The 16,522-nt window shown below is 33.0% G+C and carries 20 protein-coding genes; 5 read left to right on the forward strand and 15 right to left on the reverse strand.

Annotation, left to right across the window (positions count from 1 at the left end; all coding sequences use genetic code 11):
- Window positions 1–122: 122 nt before the first annotated feature.
- The 4 genes from LPC09_RS13345 to LPC09_RS13360 form a co-directional block, all read right to left on the reverse strand.
- Window positions 123–383 (reverse strand): hypothetical protein, encoded by a 261-nt coding sequence (locus LPC09_RS13345; RefSeq protein ID WP_231307533.1) that lies wholly within the window; start codon window positions 381–383, stop codon window positions 123–125.
- Window positions 380–1,180, reverse strand: a complete 801-nt coding sequence (locus tag LPC09_RS13350) for an ExeA family protein (RefSeq protein ID WP_231307535.1) — start codon at window positions 1,178–1,180, stop codon at window positions 380–382. The genes LPC09_RS13345 and LPC09_RS13350 overlap by 4 nt, the downstream gene beginning before the upstream one ends.
- Window positions 1,173–2,426, reverse strand: coding sequence for a DDE-type integrase/transposase/recombinase (locus LPC09_RS13355; RefSeq protein ID WP_231307536.1), 1,254 nt, complete (start codon window positions 2,424–2,426; stop codon window positions 1,173–1,175). The genes LPC09_RS13350 and LPC09_RS13355 overlap by 8 nt, the downstream gene beginning before the upstream one ends.
- 134 nt (window positions 2,427–2,560) lie before the next feature.
- Window positions 2,561–3,091, reverse strand: a complete 531-nt coding sequence (locus LPC09_RS13360) for a DUF6431 domain-containing protein (RefSeq protein WP_231307537.1) — start codon at window positions 3,089–3,091, stop codon at window positions 2,561–2,563.
- Between the two features lie 181 nt (window positions 3,092–3,272).
- On the opposite strand from LPC09_RS13360, the gene LPC09_RS27500 reads away from it, so the two are divergent.
- Both LPC09_RS27500 and LPC09_RS13365 read left to right on the forward strand, forming a co-directional pair.
- Window positions 3,273–3,563 (forward strand): CBO0543 family protein, encoded by a 291-nt coding sequence (locus tag LPC09_RS27500; protein WP_442920040.1) that lies wholly within the window; start codon window positions 3,273–3,275, stop codon window positions 3,561–3,563.
- 291 nt (window positions 3,564–3,854) lie between these two features.
- Window positions 3,855–4,322: a CBO0543 family protein gene (locus LPC09_RS13365; protein ID WP_231307538.1), complete on the forward strand. Its 468-nt coding sequence runs from the start codon at window positions 3,855–3,857 to the stop codon at window positions 4,320–4,322.
- 200 nt (window positions 4,323–4,522) lie between these two features.
- Here the strand turns inward: LPC09_RS13365 and LPC09_RS13370 are convergent, their stop codons facing one another.
- Window positions 4,523–4,909, reverse strand: coding sequence for a putative quinol monooxygenase (locus LPC09_RS13370; RefSeq protein WP_331275774.1), 387 nt, complete (start codon window positions 4,907–4,909; stop codon window positions 4,523–4,525).
- Between the two features lie 765 nt (window positions 4,910–5,674).
- Between LPC09_RS13370 and LPC09_RS13375 the strand changes: the two genes are divergently transcribed.
- Window positions 5,675–7,005 (forward strand): IS3 family transposase gene (locus LPC09_RS13375; RefSeq protein WP_231307539.1). Its coding sequence is split into 2 segments (ribosomal slippage): window positions 5,675–6,047 and window positions 6,047–7,005, totalling 1,332 coding nucleotides; the frame shifts between segments, so codons are not numbered across the junction.
- A 175-nt stretch (window positions 7,006–7,180) separates the two neighbouring features.
- Here LPC09_RS13375 and LPC09_RS13380 read toward each other — a convergent pair.
- The 4 genes from LPC09_RS13380 to LPC09_RS13395 form a co-directional block, all read right to left on the reverse strand.
- On the reverse strand, window positions 7,181–7,510 hold the full coding sequence (locus LPC09_RS13380) for a hypothetical protein (RefSeq protein ID WP_231307540.1): 330 nt from the start codon (window positions 7,508–7,510) through the stop codon (window positions 7,181–7,183).
- Between the two features lie 117 nt (window positions 7,511–7,627).
- Entirely contained in the window at window positions 7,628–8,050 is a 423-nt protein-coding gene (locus LPC09_RS13385) for a DUF3995 domain-containing protein (RefSeq protein WP_231307541.1), read from the reverse strand.
- A 20-nt stretch (window positions 8,051–8,070) separates the two neighbouring features.
- Window positions 8,071–8,652 (reverse strand): TetR/AcrR family transcriptional regulator, encoded by a 582-nt coding sequence (locus LPC09_RS13390; RefSeq protein ID WP_231307542.1) that lies wholly within the window; start codon window positions 8,650–8,652, stop codon window positions 8,071–8,073.
- 510 nt (window positions 8,653–9,162) lie between these two features.
- Window positions 9,163–9,636: a GNAT family N-acetyltransferase gene (locus LPC09_RS13395; RefSeq protein ID WP_231307543.1), complete on the reverse strand. Its 474-nt coding sequence runs from the start codon at window positions 9,634–9,636 to the stop codon at window positions 9,163–9,165.
- A gap of 343 nt (window positions 9,637–9,979) precedes the next feature.
- Between LPC09_RS13395 and LPC09_RS13400 the strand changes: the two genes are divergently transcribed.
- Window positions 9,980–11,100 (forward strand): IS3 family transposase gene (locus tag LPC09_RS13400; RefSeq protein ID WP_231307522.1). Its coding sequence is split into 2 segments (ribosomal slippage): window positions 9,980–10,262 and window positions 10,262–11,100, totalling 1,122 coding nucleotides; the frame shifts between segments, so codons are not numbered across the junction.
- Here the strand turns inward: LPC09_RS13400 and LPC09_RS13405 are convergent.
- Both LPC09_RS13405 and LPC09_RS13410 read right to left on the reverse strand, forming a co-directional pair.
- The gene (locus tag LPC09_RS13405) at window positions 11,044–11,643 is read right to left on the reverse strand and encodes a GNAT family N-acetyltransferase (RefSeq protein WP_231307544.1); all 600 of its coding nucleotides are present in this window, start codon (window positions 11,641–11,643) and stop codon (window positions 11,044–11,046) included. The two genes, LPC09_RS13400 and LPC09_RS13405, sit on opposite strands and share 57 nt — an antisense overlap.
- Before the next feature lie 247 nt (window positions 11,644–11,890).
- Complete coding sequence (locus LPC09_RS13410; protein WP_231307545.1) at window positions 11,891–12,268, reverse strand: hypothetical protein; 378 nt, start codon at window positions 12,266–12,268, stop codon at window positions 11,891–11,893.
- Window positions 12,269–12,535: 267 nt separating this feature from the next.
- Between LPC09_RS13410 and LPC09_RS13415 the strand changes: the two genes are divergently transcribed.
- Complete coding sequence (locus LPC09_RS13415) at window positions 12,536–12,808, forward strand: hypothetical protein (RefSeq protein ID WP_231307546.1); 273 nt, start codon at window positions 12,536–12,538, stop codon at window positions 12,806–12,808.
- A 107-nt stretch (window positions 12,809–12,915) separates the two neighbouring features.
- On the opposite strand, the gene LPC09_RS13420 is transcribed toward LPC09_RS13415, so the two are convergent.
- The 4 genes from LPC09_RS13420 to LPC09_RS13435 all read right to left on the reverse strand — a co-directional run bounded on the left by LPC09_RS13420 (window position 12,916) and on the right by LPC09_RS13435 (window position 16,465).
- On the reverse strand, window positions 12,916–13,362 hold the full coding sequence (locus tag LPC09_RS13420; RefSeq protein ID WP_231307547.1) for a VOC family protein: 447 nt from the start codon (window positions 13,360–13,362) through the stop codon (window positions 12,916–12,918).
- 659 nt (window positions 13,363–14,021) lie between these two features.
- Window positions 14,022–14,654, reverse strand: a complete 633-nt coding sequence (locus LPC09_RS13425; RefSeq protein WP_231307549.1) for a type 1 glutamine amidotransferase family protein — start codon at window positions 14,652–14,654, stop codon at window positions 14,022–14,024.
- Window positions 14,655–14,728: 74 nt separating this feature from the next.
- Entirely contained in the window at window positions 14,729–15,691 is a 963-nt protein-coding gene (locus tag LPC09_RS13430; protein ID WP_231307550.1) for a helix-turn-helix transcriptional regulator, read from the reverse strand.
- A 327-nt stretch (window positions 15,692–16,018) separates the two neighbouring features.
- The gene (locus LPC09_RS13435) at window positions 16,019–16,465 is read right to left on the reverse strand and encodes a GNAT family N-acetyltransferase (RefSeq protein ID WP_231307551.1); all 447 of its coding nucleotides are present in this window, start codon (window positions 16,463–16,465) and stop codon (window positions 16,019–16,021) included.
- Window positions 16,466–16,522 lie beyond the last annotated feature (57 nt).

Genomic DNA, 16,522 nt, shown 5'->3' on the forward strand with positions numbered 1-16,522 from the left:
GCACTCCGTTTTCAAATTACTTCGGGAGTTTATCTGAAATAATGTGCTTATTTTTTCACTTTAATCCTGAGTTTGAAAAAATTTGATCAAATAACTTCAGTTCTTAAACAAAAAAGAAGACCCTAAATCGGGTCTGAAACCTTTATAAAGTTCTCTAGTTCAACTCTAACTTTATAGACTTCATTTATATGCAACACAAGTTTGACCTCATCCACTAACGTAATAAACCAATCTAAGTCTTTCTCAAGAAAGGCTTGAAAATATTGATTTCTTATCAATAGTTCAAAAGAATATCCTTGTTGTATCCAGTAGTCACAGTGACCCACCCACAATTTCCACTCTTTTTCTTCTCGATCGAATATAATAATACCTTCTGTTTTCATATCCCACTATCTTCGATAGCTAAGCGCACAACTTCATCATCAATTTGTTCTTTTTTTAATTGTGCTCCAAATAGTAAACTATTGGTTGTCAGTCTGTTGATTACACGGGGCCAGCCTTGAGAACGCAGGGCAATGGCTTCAATTGCGGTTTCCGTAAAAATTGGTATTTTTGAACCGGCTAGTTTCATGTGATGGTCGATATACTCTGTAACTTCTTCTTTATCCAAGGGCTGAATTTCATATTTCATAATTAAACGCTGGGAGAGTGGCCGGTGATGGTTAATAGATAATCGTGTCTTTAAATGCGGTAATCCAGCTAATATCAAGATAAAAGGATTACTTGAATCCATTTGAAAGTTAAATAAAATGGCTAAATCCTGCAGAAATGCATCTTTTGCCATATGCATTTCATCTAGAATAAAAACAGGAGTAACCTTTCGCTCGTTTGCCATTCGTTCGATCCCTTCTTGTATTTGTCGGAATAAATCAACCTTACGGAATTTTGGTTCTTCTCCAAGTCCATAGACTAATCCACGATAAAAATCCATTACTCCTCCTGTAGAAAGAGGAAAATAAACAACGTGGTAAAGGGAAGGATTCAATGATTCTTTAAATGATCGTAACGTAAATGTTTTTCCAGCGCCTGGATCTCCAATAAGAAGCCCCATTCCTCTTGACTTCTTTAGGTAATCAAGTGCTCCAAGAGCCCCTTGATAATCGCTCGACCGAAAAGCATCGGTTGATCGCAAATCTTTTGAAAATGGAGTTTGAGCCAAGGAATAGAATGTCTTATACATGGTTTATTCCCTCCGTATCTTCCGATAAGTTAAATGGAGAACGCACTCTCTTTGAATGTGCATTATCTGTCATAGATACAGGAACAGCCTCAGCGACCTTTTGGTCGTTTTCAAACACAAAAATACCTGTCTCATCAAATCGAACATCAATCGAGTGACCTATAAAACGTGGAGGTACTTCATAGAGTTGTTTATTTAACGTAATCGTACTATCGGCCTTCACTTTACGATATTCTCTCTTCAAAAAGATTGTATCTAGGATTTTCGTATTCTCTAAGAAGGTTACACTCTCTACTTGAGATTGATAGACTTCATGTGGAGTCTTCCCATCTAAAGAGGCGTGAATACGACGATGATAGTCTTCTTCAAGCCACCTCCAAAAACGCTCGTTTAGCTCCTCCAACGAATCAACTGGTTTTGCTTGTAGTAAAGGATAAAACCTTGTTTGAATGGTTTTAAAAAGTCTTTCGATTTTTCCTTTCGCACGTGGATCATATGGTTGAGTGTGAGCCAGTGTTATACCTAACTGAGCACATGCATATTGGAGCGTCTCAGAACGATAAATCTTGCCGTTATCTGCATAGATCACGGTTGGTTTTCCTCTCCGAAGGAGTGCTTCCTTCGTCACAACTCTTACACCTTCAAACTTCTCTGACGAGAAAAACTGGCCGAACGGAACAAGCCGAGAACAATCGTCAATGTAAGCAATTAAAAACGTCTTTCTCTTCTTACCATCAATCGGAATGTAAGGCCCATGAGACAAATCCCCCTGCCATAGATGATTTATTCGATCATGGGCAAATCTTTTCCTTTCAGGTATTGCGATTATTTTCTTACCTACAAGGTTGTGTTTTTTTAATAAACGATTTATAGTTGAATAAGATATTTTGTTTTTTTGTATTTCTCCTAGGTCAATGAGATGTTCGTAGAAAACACTCACTGGCATATGGAGAAATTTTTTTCTTATATGAAGAATTTGATCCTGATCTTCTGCAGTGAGTCTCCTAGAATTCCCCTTATCAGTCCGTTTCTTCGGCTTTAATGCATCAAATCCACTTCGGCGATAATGAAGCAGCCATTCCTTGATTGTTTTCTCTGCCACTGTTCGCTCCCCATAATAAGGAATAGAGTGAACCTTTCCTGCCAACTCTCCAAAGTACTCTTTGACATCTACCTGTTCATTTAATAGTGGGGCAATTAGACCATACCGAAATAAGGCCACTTGTTCACGTTCTTTTTCATTCATGGAATCTTCCTCCTTTTTAGTAGAAGGACGACCGGTCATCCATGATTATTATTCTACTTTTTTCAATTTTTTCTGACTATGAAAAAAGTATGTGGGACGAATAATATTTTTATCTTTCTAAAAATATGGTAGAATTAATGTGCCATAAAGTAGGATGAACTATGCCCCCATGACCTTCGTAAGAAGGTGGATTCGCCAAAATCTTGGAGCTTTTTCATATATTTTATGGCTTCTTTTTTTATATCTTTTGAAAATCCACTTGCTTGTCCCAAAGCGACAAAAAAAGAATGAATCCATTTGATACTCTTGTAGTACCTCGTAAGATGGAACCTTAATAATTGTCGACTTCCATTAGCCTTCTTATCCTCTAGAATCCGATATAGCCTATGCAGAATGGTTTCAATTGTGTGTTGAAAGTAAGGGATAAAGAAATCCGGAAGGATAGAAAAGCTAACCTTGCATTGTAAACATTTCATCCTGCAAATAGGCACTCTCAATGACACTTCCTCAGTCAGTCCAAAACGCCAGTAATAACCATTTCTATGTAAGTTTCCCGAAGAATGACATTTACAGTTTGGACATTGATCAAATAATGGAAACTCATTATTAATTCCCTTTTTGGCATATTCTACTAAACTTAAACCAAAATCATAAGAAATGATCATAATAAAAAACTCCCCCCTAATAATATGCAAAAAATTTAGCACATTGTCATGGAGAAGTATAGATAGTGAACTGTGAGTATTTGAAAATAATGAATGGTTTTTGGATGAGATATAGTGCTCGTTTACAGTAGTTGAAAAAAATCTAATTTCTTATCCTAATCGTCTATTCTTTAAAAAAGCAATCAGATCTAGCTTTACATTTGAATACTTTGTTTATCCTGCGTTATGCTCATTATTCAATTTATATTATCCAGAAAAGAGTAATAAAGTTGTAAAATTAACTTATTACTTTATCCATACATCCATAATTTCATTTTTTGAAATAATTGCTGTTAAATACACTAACCTAATTAAGTATAACAATTGGACATGGTATTGGAGCTTTATTACAATTTGGTTAACTTATTACGTATCACGCATTTACCACAGATGGTTTTATAAAAGTAGATCTATTAACAATAGAATTTTCTAAAATATTTTTAAATAATCGAAAGAGTAGGCATAAATTTCACAAAACATCCTACTCTTTTTTGTTGCACAATATCAGTCTACTACGTAATAAAAGAGTCATTGCAAAAATCTGTCCTTAAACTGATATAAGCACCTTCCTTGTTTCAGAAAAGCCTTTTATTGTTGAAGATTACTCCTACACTATTTCCTTGTACTGTGCAGCAATCTAATTCACACCTCCTTATCTTATGGGAATAATCTCATTCTATTTTGTAAACGATATATACATTAATAGTAATAGTGAGGTTATAATATGAATAACACTCAAAATGTAATAAATATAATTGATGAGAATATTAACCAAATAGAAAAGCTTATACAGCAAAAGGTTGATATATGGATTGAATATGTTATCTTCTCACCACTTTGGTGGTTTGGAGTTGGTTTATCAATCATTCCATGGATTATTTGGTATTTTTTTCATAAGAAGGAAAGTAGAGATCGTCTTCTATACTCAGGTTTCATAGTCATGGTTATAGCAATAGTCCTTGACGTTCTAGGTGATCAATTGGCTTTGTGGCATTATAGGTTTAATGTCATACCAGTACTACCAACTTATATACCATGGGACTTAACTTTAATGCCTATAACAATAATGGTTTTATTACAAATCAAACCTAATACTAGACCAATAATAAAAGCTATCCTTTTTGCTCTAATTACTTCTTATATAGCTGAGCCTTTCTTTCAATGGTTAAAGCTTTACCAACCTACAAACTGACGATATACATATTCAGTACCAATTCAGATAATTATTTTCTTAATTGCGCATTACATGAGCAATAGAAAAAATTTTTCAGATTTAAACTAAGCTTAATTTCGAAAAACTAAATCCTTATTTTTCAATTCAAACGGAAATATTGATCTTTGAAAATAAGATTGCTTTAATACGCTAAATCAGTCTACTACGTAACAAAAGAGTCATTGCAAAAATCTGTCCTTAAACTGAAATAAGCACCTTCCTTGTTTCAGAAAGGCACCACATAACTTAATTAGAAGTTGTTTAATACCCTTCCCACCCCTTGTTCTTAGGGTACTTATTCTCTCCATTCCAGTAATGATTGGTTTTGCACGCTTTATTAAAGTTTGTGTAGCTTCAAGAGCTAGAGATGCTTGATGGGCATTTTCATTACTCCACACCTCATAAACATAAACAGAATTTTGTTCTTCTTCCGAAATATTTACAAGATATATCTCGCATTCATCAAGATTCTTCATTGATTCTGCTGCTTCCAATAAAATATCTACCATTGTGTCACGTTCACCTTCTTGTACCACAAACTTACCAAACAAACTGAATTTACTCATTTATAATCCTCCCTAATTTTGTGACCTGTGTTAATTGTTTCTACATCTCACCTCCGTTTTCCTGTTATTTCCATTTAAAAACCAATAGAGGTTCTAGCTTTCCTGCTATTAGCTTAAAAACATTACAAAAAAGGCAGTTAATCCTTCTTGAACCAACGCACCCATTAAAAAACAATTATATTTTCACCATAAAATTTAGTGATATAACCACTAACTTCAGTTGTTCCTGTACAGATACCCATTCGTAAATTTTGACAAATTGTTCAATATGAATGGGGGTTTACTCACCTACTACATCGTTATTATCATTATCGAGCATATAGGTGTATAACTAATGGTCACTCTCTGTATAGTCCTTAAAATATAGGTGAAATAGTTTTAAACCTTTTGATTATTGGATTGTAGTTTTGCCCATTTAAACTAGGGCAAAACTAATTCATTATTAGTGTATAAAGATAATAAAATTATATAATTTTAAGTTAAAAAGATAATAGCCTTACTACAACTACAAATAGGTTGTGGTAAGGCTTATTAAAGGGTGTTTTAAATTCTATTCATCTGCTTAAATAATCCTTGAATAATGACTAATAAAGTTGTTTGCTTCTTGTTTAACTAACGCACCCTTTAGTTAAAATAAGAAAAGGGACCCTTAATGTAAAATGTACCCTATAGAGTAGACACTTAAAAAAAGTGCTCTCTCTATAGGGTGCTTTTTTGTATAATGTAAGCATCACAACTACAGACATAACTTGGAGACGGAGAATCATGAGTAAAAAGCTATTTACAGAAAAAGAAATCAAACTATTATCTAAAAACCCATATGTGAAATCGGTCAGTTCAAAGGGAATTACTTACTCGGATGAGTTTAAACAACATTTTGTATCTGAATTCAGTAAGGGGAAGCTTTCAAGACAAATCTTTGAAGAAGCTGGATTTGATGTTGAAATTATTGGCATGCAAAGAATTAAATCTTCTTCAGAGCGTTGGAGAAACACTTATAAAACTGAAGGCTTGTTGGGGCTTAAAGACACTAGGAAAAATAATTCTGGAAGACCGCGAGTAAAAGAACTGTCCCTTGAGGAGAAGTATGCAAGATTAGAAGCTAAGATGAATCTTGTAAAGGCAGAAAATGAACTCCTAAAAAAGATTCGTATGTTAGAAAGGGGGCTGAAGAAGTAAGGCTTCCTTCTAGTCAGAGGTACATTCTTATTCGTGAGGTTATTGAAAAATACAACCTAAAACACATGGTGAAATTCCTTTGTGACGTTGCCGGGGTGTCACGAAGTGGTTACTATAATTATTTCTCAGCTAAGTCCGAAGAACAAAGGAAACGTCAGGAAGTGAGGGATGAAGAAGCTAAAGCATTAATTTTAAAAGCCTTCCACTTTAAAGGTCGAAAGAAAGGGGCACGCCAAATTAAGATGACATTGGCGGGTCAATTTCAGTGTGTCTTTAATTTGAAACGTGTTCGCAGAATTATGAAGAAATACAATATTTTCTGTCCTATTAGAAAAGCTAACCCATATAAAAGAATGATGAAGGCAACCCAAGAACATCGCGTTGTGCCAAACATATTAAACCGCCAATTTAAGCAAGGGATTCCATATAACGTACTTCTTACTGACATCACTTATATGCATTACCATAATGGCCAAAGAGCTTATTTATCAGTAATTAAAGATGGATCAACAGGTGAAATTCTAGCTTATCATCTATCGGATCGTATCACCATGGAGTTAGCTACAAACACCTTGCACAAGTTAAAGAAGAACCGAAACTATAAGAAAGCTAAAGACGCTCTCATTCATTCAGATCAAGGAACTCACTACACCCATCCAGGATTCCAAAAGCTTGTGAAGAAAATGGGATTACGGCAATCTATGTCTAGACGGGGAAACTGTTGGGATAACGCACCAATAGAATCATTCTTTGGCCACCTTAAAGACGAAGCAAATATTAAGCCATGTAAAACTTTGGACGAACTAAAACGCGAAATAGACAAATACATCACTTACTATAACCATCATAGATATCAATGGAACCTAAAAAAGATGACCCCTGTAAAATACAGAGATCATCTTCTTCAGGCTGCTTAATGCCTTTTTTTAAAACTGTCCTTTACAAAGGGTACATTTTAATGAACAATCGCGCTTTTTAATATGGAATAACTACAGGCTATATTGTGGCATATATTTACCTTGTACCTAGAACAGGTGCAAGATTTAATCAAAAAGGAAAAATGCTCTAATTATCATCCCTAATAATTGAATGTTAATATTTCCTTGCGTAATAAACCATATTTAAAAATACCACTGATATATAAAGTGATCCAATCAAACTTAACAGATGATATGCAGAAATATTTAATACACCTAAATATGGATTTATAATTAATAATAAGAAGAATAGTATTCCTAACATCCAAAAATAACTTACGTAAACTCCACGTTCTCTTATTTTTTGAGCACGTTCATCTTTTGCAGCAAAATGATCTGATAAGTATGCTAAACAAAAGCTCATAATTGTAATTGATATCAACATTAGACTTTCTGGAAATTTCCCACTTGAAATGTAAGCCCAGTTAACAAATAGAGCGTTCAAAAGCATAATGACACCTAAAATTTCCAGCTCCGATGATAAGAATACTTTTTTTCAGCATATCTCCTCATTCCCTATACTTAGCATATACTCTGTTCATTGCTTATAGAAAAGTTCTCATTAAAATAACCATGAAGTCATAAATATTAATGCTAAGAATAAGCACAGAGGAGTGTAAAGTTTCGTATCGTACTTTGAGAAATTAGTATTTTTAATTCTCTTAGTGAAACCAATATACTTGAAGTCTCCAATTGCTCTAAGGAAAAAAATGAAGGTAAGTATGATACTTGACCATTTCGTAAAGGAATTCGGTGTAAAAAATGAAATTAAGTTATTCTGTGCTAATAATATAAAAGCCACACCAATCAATCCAACTGCAACAATTAAAGTTTCAATCAATCTCGGAGTAAATACAGATCCACCCTCAACTTTTTCTGGTATGGAGGCTCGGATTCCGCATGTGCCACCAAATACCCAATAAAAATGTAACACGCTTACTAAACTTAGGATTATAACCGACAAGTAAATTAATAGTTGTTCCATCTCAATCCCTCCCATTTAATTTAGGTCTTGTTCAATACCTTCCCAAACCACTTATATTGCTTTTCGAAAATAGAGACAATATGCACACTCTCATCTTGACTTACAGACCAACTAATTAGGGAGTTAAAATAGATTCCTACAAGAACAGAGGCAATCGTATTGGAATCAAAACGAGTATTTATTTTTTTATTTGTTTTTGCTTCTTCAATCAGTGCAGTCATGGTTTCATTAAATAAATTTATGTTTCTTGATTCTTCCTTTAGAGCAGAGCGAATGGTTTCTGACAATGTAAGCTTTAAGAGATCAGAATTTTCCAAGTATATAGTTAAGAGTTCCTTAAAAATGAGTAAAATTCTTTGTTTAATTTTTACATCCTTATATTTTTGTGCGACCTCTTGAAGGTATTCATTTTGTGAACTCCCTAAATACAGTAATACGTGTTCCTTCTTTGGAAAATAATTAAAGAAGGTTCCTTTAGCAATTCCACAAGATGATGCAATTTTTTCAACAGTAACATTGTCATACCCATACTCCTTAAATAGCTCGATTGATTTGAAAAATATTTGTTTTTTTAATTCTTTTTTCCTTTCTTCACGTAACATCGAATTTCTACTCCCCCCAATCAATATGACCTTGGTCATATTATGACTAATGTCACATTAACACCAAAACCATATTTTAACAATTAGTATTATGAAATGTTTTTTCTAAGCAAAAAAAGCATTCCCTAATAAAGAGTTGTTCGCATTCTAAGCCTCTGTATAAGTTAGCCAGCATACCTTTTTTTAAAAATGTTTTACTTCAAAAAGCTGGCTGCTGATACGATCTATACAGCGCAGTAGGTGTCAAATATAAAAAAAGATCACTTCAAAAGTGATCGGGTTAACATACATATTTATTGACTAATATTCTTGTACTGTGCAGCAAAATAACCTTTAGTCCATATACTTTCTTCAAACTAAAAACGAGTTATCAATAAAAAAGAAAGTAATCCTTTCGAATTCAAAGTTAAAAGAGATAAGGAGATCACCTACAATTCTTATAAGTTAAACTATTTGCTGTAGCAATCTATTATTGAAGACGCCACCCGTTCGTAAAACAAAAATGAAGTATTAAACTATCCTCTTAACAAACAACACCCTATCTTGATTAGGTCCATCATAATCAGAAAATACTGGTACTCCATCCACTTCTTTGTCACTATTTTGAATAGCAAATCCCATCTTGAGATGATAAGCGATTGAAACCTTATTTACCGGAGAAGTTACAGCTCGAACAACATTTCTATTATTCTTTTTCACCACCTTGAAGAATTCATTATAAAGTTGTTTTCCAATATGTTTTTTACGATAATCAGGATTAACACCAACAAAATGGATATATGCAGTATCTGTATTAGATTGAGATAAAAAACCGATTAAAAAGCCAATAATTTGACCATCATTTTCAGCGATAAAACTAGTATTATTAAAATGGTCAAAGAACATTTTAGGCAACATATCGGACATTTGCCTACCACCCCACCATTCATTAATCAAAGGTGAGATTATGTAATAATCAGAACTTTTCACATTTCGTATTTCCATGACAGACATCCTTTCTTATGTGTATAAGCCAATATTAACATAAGTAAAACATCGTTCTTCATGTTTATTGCATTAACCTGAATCGTATTTTAAAAGTATTTATTCGCAATCTTCAAGAATCATAAGACTAAAATTCACAAATGTTATAACACAATATGGCTTTTAACAAAAATAAGCACCTTTCCTTGTTTAAGAAAGGCGCCTTGATTGCTGAATATCGAAATCGACCTTTAAGTGAAAGACTCCTTTGTTACTTTGGGCTGTTCTGAATCGGCTACACTTAACTAGACAGAAAAATTAAGGTCAAGTAGACTACAGATAATATTATCGAGGAGAATCTACAATGACTAAAAGAGAACGCCGAACATTTACTGAGGAATTTAAACAACAGATTGTGCAGCTTTACAACAGCGGCAAACCTAGAAAAGAGATTATTCAAGAATATGATCTTACTCCTTCGTCTTTAGATAAATGGGTGAGTCAGAATCAAACTTCTGGTTCTTTCAAGGAAAAAGACAATTTAACACCGGAACAAAAGGAACTAGCTGAGCTTAGAAAGCGAAATAAGCAATTAGAAATGGAGAATGACATTTTAAAGCAAGCCGCGCTGATACTAGGACGAAAGTAAATGTGATTAAGAATAACCAGCACAAATACTCGATATCAGCAATGTGCAAGGTCCTACAAATACCTAGAAGTACTTATTATTATGAAGCAAAAGAACGTCAGGCTGAAGACGACATCACTTCAGATATTATTGAGATTTTTCATGAGAGTTTCCAAAATTACGGGACTCGTAAAATCAAAAAGGAACTAGCTAAGCGTGGAAAGGTTGTGTCTAGACGTCGAATCGGACGAATAATGAAAGAACAAGGCCTGGTGTCTTCATATACTCTAGCGCAATTCAAGCCACATGCCAGTGGGACAAACGAATCGGAACAGAAAAATGAGCTTGATCGTCAGTTTACACAAGACGAAGCATTATCAGTCGTAGTAAGTGATTTAACATATGTGAGAGTCAATAAAAAATGGCAATACATATGTATATTTGTTGATCTTTTTAACCGTGAAATTATTGGATATAGTATCGGTCGTCATAAAAATGCTTTATTAGTTTATCGTGCGTTAGCGTCAATCAAAACAGATTTACGTAAGATTAAGCTGTTTCATACAGATCGAGGAAGTGAGTTTAAGAATAAGCTCATTGACGAGGCATTAGCGACTTTTAATATCCAGCGATCGCTAAGCATGAAAGGATGCCCATATGATAATGCAGTAGCAGAAGCTACATTTAAAATCATTAAAACTGAGTTTGTCAAGGGACGTCATTTTGATAGTCTTGAAGAATTAGAGAACGAACTACAACAGTATATCCATTGGTTTAATCACAAACGAATCCATGGAACATTAGGCTATCTTAGCCCAATTGAATTTAAACTTGGACACCTTAAAAATGTTGTCTAGTTTAGTGTTGACTATCCATTCCCACTCTTCTCTTAATAGTCCCATTCTGATAGAGTCATAATATTCTCCATTATAGTAACGACATTTTCTAAGTCTAGCTTCCAATTTCATTCCTAGCTTTTCTCCTACTTTCACCATTCTATAATTGCCCGACCATGTGGTGAATCCTACTCTTACTAAAGGTAAAGTGTAAAATAAATGATTAATCCATAACTTAAAGGCTCTAGTTCCATATCCTCCACTCCAATATTTTGGAGCATATATGCCTATACCCATTTCAAGCCAATTTGAAGGTTTATGTTCCCAATAATAACTAACTGTCCCGATAATGTTACCCTTAACTTCTATAATCCAGTAATCATCTTGATTAACAAGGTTATCTTGATTAGTTAAATACTTCTCATAGGTTATTGCCTTATGTTCAAAATAAGGAGCATCCCACTTCTTCCATTCAGGTGACTCTTCTTTATAGGTTAACTCCCAAAGAACATATAAATCATTTGTCGTTACAGGTCTTATCATTAAATCTAAATCACTATACATATAAACATACCTCTCTTTCACTATACACTAAAACACATTCTCTCATTACCAGGAAAGCACTTCTTTATATATATCCCTTCTTCTACTATCCTGCTTCATTAGTTTAAGTGTAACATTTCACAAATAGGTTTTAATCAGGATGTTTACTCTTACTTATTCCTAGAAAATCTGGCCTTATAAAATGATAAAGAGCGACATCCTTATTCAAGAATAGCGCTTCTTTTGTGGAAGATAGTTATTTTTCTCATCATTCTTTAAAATTCTTATAAAAGTCTTGCAGAATAGGTTCAATATTTGGCTCTGTAAAGTAATATGTATCATTAATTTGATTAGATGAAAATGAATAAGTTTCATTTCCTTGAAAGAGAGAGACATTATATAAATAACCTGTCCTATCCTCTTGGTTCTCATCTGGAATGAACTTTATTTCTTTTATTTGATATAAAAGATCATCTATAATCTGTTTATCATTTACAACTTTTTTATCTCCAGTGCTTCCATCAATAATTTCTATTTTTGTAACATCTTCAATATCTCTCTGGTAAAAATCATATAAAGTTAATGGTTCTGACTCACATGCTGCTATAAAACAAACAGAGGTAATAATATATATAAACCTTTTCAAAGTATCCTCCCCTTTCATATATTAATTTTACCATAATAATCCATACCCACCTGTTACACTATATTTTTTTCAGCACAAAAAATAAGATCACCTAGATGATCTTATTTTTAACTATTGCACTTATATTGTGGAAGATCACTCCTTCACTATTTAAGGGAACTGCGAATTAAAGCTTTTTTAAATGATATGAATAATAAAGCTATTCCTTTTTCATAATAGACAAGAGTATTATTTTAGGGATTGGTGAAAATTGTGAGTAAAAAACCAATGATGTCCATAATTTCATTAGTTTTATCCCCTTTTTCTTTATTAATTTTAGGGTTGATTATTCCATGGGAACCGTTAATGGATGTTCATACTTATTTTGGTGATATTTCAATGTTTGCAGCCTTAATTGGTACGATATTGGGAATATGGGCAATGTTTAAAAAGGAACAGAAAAGCCTTGCACTATTAGGTTTAATTTTGAATGGTGTTCCCTTAGCTCTTTTTATCTTAATTATGATAATGATGTTTCTCTCTTTTGTTGTAGGAATTTAAACTTTTCTTTATTTCGCTTTTTAGGTCAATACCACAACAAAAAGACGCCGTATATTTATATTAAACAAAGGCGTTTTGTTTGTTGAAGATCACTTTATTGTCTAAATTTATTTATCACCAATAACTAACATATCATTCTCATCAAATTCCCAATTATCTCCATAAGCAACTTCCCAATAGTATCCATTTGGGTCTTGAAAATAGCCACTATAACCACCCCAAAATACAGTTTCTGGCTCCTTCATAACTTTAGCTCCAGCTTTTTTTGCTAAAGTAAATATCTCATCAACTTCTTCTTTTGACTTTCCGTTATAAGCAAGCGTGATTCCTCCAAATCCCCTCCCTAATTCTAGTGGCCTTTCTGTACTAATATCTTTTACTAACCTATCGATTGGAAACAATGAGATTTTTGTTCCTGAATTCTTAAAGAAAATAACGTCAGGATTTGATTCATCTCCATATACTAAGACTTCAAATCCTAGTCCTTCACGGTAAAAATGAAGTGATTCTATCATATCCTTTACACCCAATGTAATTAAATTTAAACGATTCATCTCTTTTACTCCTTTAGTTAATTATTATCAATTTCTAATCTTAAAATTCTTAATAATGATTTCTACATTTCTAAAGAAATACCTTCCATTTATTTTTTTGATTTTCCATTAAAAGTAAATAAGCACCTTGCTTTGTTCCAGAAAAGCACTTCTATTGTAGAAGATCATTCTTATCAATTATGTGAAGTGTTCACTACCTAAACATTTTCATTTTGTACACATCTAATTGAGCTACAAAGCTTTTTTCTGTAGCATAGGTCCAGCCGTCTTCTTTTTGGAATACTACTTCTTAAAAGGTTGAGATAAATGGTTCTATCCCTTTTCAAGAACAACGCATTGATTGTTGAAGATAATTATTAAACTTAATAGCAAATGAAAACACCGCCAGAATAATGGTTGTGTTTATAAAATTGTTAACCGATTTTCTTTGCAAAACAAACACTATTTTCACAATCTACATACTCCCCAAAAGTAGTAATCTCATTATAGCCATTCTTCCTATAGGGGTAGCGTCATGAAAATGCGGATTTACAACGATAAGAAAATTCCAAATTTAAAAGCCCAACTTCTCCGCAAAACAAAATAGAGAAAGTGAGCTTTTAAGTTACTTCGTTATTTTTATTTGAACTAATATAAAACTGCTAAGTTGGTTTTTTAGCTCAGCTATTTATTGAATTCATTAACTGGTAGAAGTATTCAGGTTTATGAGTCTTATTTAGGTTATACCATGAATGTAATGTATCTGGTGCAAATACATCTAATTTTTTCAGTACTTCCATCGTAAATTCCAGAGGAGCTATTCCTGATGCAGTAACTAAATTCGCATCAGTTACCGCAGATCCCACCTCATAGAACTTTTCTCCTTTATAGTTAGGACATACCATTTTAGTGTATTCTAAATTATTACTTGTATGCTTTCTAGTATCTAAGTATCCCATATTCGCAAGAGCCTCAGTTGCACCACAAATTGCAGCAACAATAGTGCCAAGCTTTAAAGCTTGGCCAATTCTTTCCAAGATAGGTTGATGAATTTCTTCATTCCAAGTAGTCCCTCCTGGTAAAATTAAAAGATCTTTACTCTCAAGAGTACACTCATCAAGGGAAATATCTGGTTTTATGCTCAGTCCCCCCATCGTAGTAATCATTTCCTTATTAGCTCCTACTGTAACTACTTTTAAAGGTTCTATATCTTTTTTAAAATATCTTCCTGTGTCTAGTTCAGCAATTAAATATCCATATTCCCAGTCCGACATTGTATTAAATACATATAGAAAAACTTTTTTTGTTTGCATCCAATAGCACTCCAATCACAATTGATATAGCTATTATAATAAAACTTCCCTGACAGTTAACGTCAGGGAAGTTATCATACTTGATGAAATTTTATTAATTCCGACAGAACTTCAATAAGTCTTTTCTTTAGACTTATTGGCTCAATAACTTTAATAGATTTATTGTACGGTAAAAGTAAATAAGGAACATATGTATGTATCATATCTTTTTCAAGAAGAAAAACTGCTTGATTTGAAGTCCGTTCTTGTAAATAATGTCCTAAAAACCAATGTTGGCAAACATCATTCAGCGTACTTTCATTTCCATTAATAATTAATGAAGTAATCCCTTCCTTATCTTCTAAAGTTGGAAGGAGGTTTTTCATAAAAAAGTCACGTGCTGAAAAATTTTCTGGCCGGTTAAACTTATTTTCGGTTAACATTAGACTTTCAATTCGATCTACTCTAAAACTACGGATATCATTCCTAAGATGACAAAATCCAATCACATACCACTTATTATTCCAATAGATAATTCTGTACGGATCGACCAATCTATAATTTAATTGCTTTTCTCCAGTTTTATGGTAAAAAATTTTTACTGAGTACCCGTCAGCTACGGCCTGCTCCAACTCTTTCAAAAAAGGTTCCACAGAGAGTGAACTTAATCGACTTATTACTTCAAGACTAGTTAAATGTTTGTTTATCTTTGTTTCCTGCTCTTGATTTGAGTATTTACTTAGTTTTGAAATGGCCCTATTTAGTGCTTCACCTCCATAATATCCGGCTTCTTCTGCAAAAACAGCAGCGTGAAATAGTGAAGTTTGCTCCTCAAAATCAAAAAAAAGAGGAGCCTCAATAAAATTGTTCAATAAAGTATATCCACCGTTATGTCCTGGTTCAGAAATTATAGGTACACCACTTGTTGAAATTGTATCAATATAACGATACACAGTCCTTATATTCATCTCTAACTTTTCTGAAATTTGTTTTGCAGTAATTTTTTCACCTGAACGAAGCATCCATAGAATTGCTAACATATTGTCAATTTTAGGCATATAACTCCACCTCTATATGAAATTTATTTTCTAGTGACTTAATCCAACTATTCCAAGCACAACCTTTTTACCTTTTGCAACTCTTGGAATTTTTTTCAACAATGTTGTTATTTTATCTTCAAATGCCAATCCCATCCTACTTTTAATATACATAATTACATTAACCTGTTCCATTCGTTAAAGTTAACTCTTTACAATATCATTTTCATATTAGTTGTCCTGCACGAGTTTGTTCTTAAAGTAAAATAAGCACCTTCCTTGTTCCAGAAAGGTGCTATTATTGTTGAATTACATAGATGAATTTACTTTGTAAGAAACATAGCTAAGCTATCTTCGCAATATCATTTGATCAGTTTCAGTAAACCCTAGTGTTTTGTATAGTTTTCTTGCATTATCACTTGCTAATAATCGGATTGTATGAATTTCTCTTTTTGAAAACCATTCTAACACTTCATTTGTTAACTTACGTGCATAACCTTGATTTCTAAATTTTGGATCTACATAAACATCTCCAATAAATCCGTACTGGTTTTCTTTATAAAAACAATATGGAATATCTTCTTTTATGAACGCGCCAGCACATGCAATTATTTCATTGTTGCGTTCTACTACAAAGTGAATTGCTTTCTCTAAAACATATAATTCTTCATATATCTTATCAACTACCTGAACAAAATCATCTCTGAGAAGGTCTTCCATACCCACTTCTTTAAACATTTTTTGTTTTAGGTTTGTTATTGAAGAAATATCTGTAAAAGTTGCAATTCTTATCATTTTAAACACCTACATTATTAGAATTTGAATCAGTTCATTTCCTCTTTGAATTATGTT

The sequence above is a fragment of the Metabacillus sp. B2-18 genome (genome assembly GCF_021117275.1).
Classification (GTDB): Bacteria; Bacillota; Bacilli; order Bacillales; family Bacillaceae; genus Metabacillus.